The sequence below is a fragment of the Pseudomonas sp. RA_35y_Pfl2_P32 genome, from assembly GCF_963970735.1.
In the GTDB taxonomy this organism is placed as follows: domain Bacteria; phylum Pseudomonadota; class Gammaproteobacteria; order Pseudomonadales; family Pseudomonadaceae; genus Aquipseudomonas.
Genome location: NZ_CAXAQF010000158.1, coordinates 1 through 565 on the forward strand (window position 1 = coordinate 1; position 565 = coordinate 565).

The window sequence follows — 565 nt, forward strand, 5'->3', positions numbered from 1 at the left end:
TCTCCGTCACACGATCATCATATCGTCGCTCTTGGGATCGACGAGCGTGATTTCGCCGGCATCGGCCAGGGTCTTTGCGAGCCGCACGAGCGACGACTGGGCTTCCTCGCAATCGCGGGCGCGGACCGGGCCCATGCCGGCCATGTCCTCGCGCAGCAACTTGGCGGCGCGTTCGGTCATGGTGCTGAAGAACAGCTTCTTCATTTCCTCCGGGGCACCCTTCAGCGCCAGTGCCATTTCGCGCTTGTCGGCATTGCGCACGACCACGCCGATCGCGGCGGGCAACAGATTGCCCAGATCCTCGAACGTGAACATCAGGGCGCGAATGCGGATGGCGGATTCGGGCACGCGCTCGTCGAGCGCCGCCAGCATCTTTTCTTCGGTCGCGCGGTCGAGCGCGTTGAACATGTCGGCCATTGCCTCATGCGGATCGCGCTTGTTGGAGCGCGACAGATTGGCCATGAATTCGGTGCGCAGCGTCTGCTCGATTTCGAGGATGACTTCCTTCTGCACCGTCTCCATCCGCAACATGCGCATGATGACATCGACGGCGAATTAACTGGGC

The 565-nt window shown here is 62.1% G+C and carries 1 protein-coding gene; it reads right to left on the bottom strand.

What is annotated here, in order from left to right; translation table 11 throughout:
* Nucleotides 1-6: 6 nt before the first annotated feature.
* The gene (locus tag AACY45_RS27625) at nt 7-537 is read right to left on the bottom strand and encodes a FliG C-terminal domain-containing protein (RefSeq protein WP_339548640.1); all 531 of its coding nucleotides are present in this window, start codon (nt 535-537) and stop codon (nt 7-9) included.
* Nucleotides 538-565 lie beyond the last annotated feature (28 nt).

What these genes read in the sequence shown, in the direction of transcription:
- AACY45_RS27625 (WP_339548640.1), bottom strand. Translation starts at nt 537, where the DNA reads ATGCGCATGTTGCGGATGGAGACGGTGCAGAAGGAAGTCATCCTCGAA.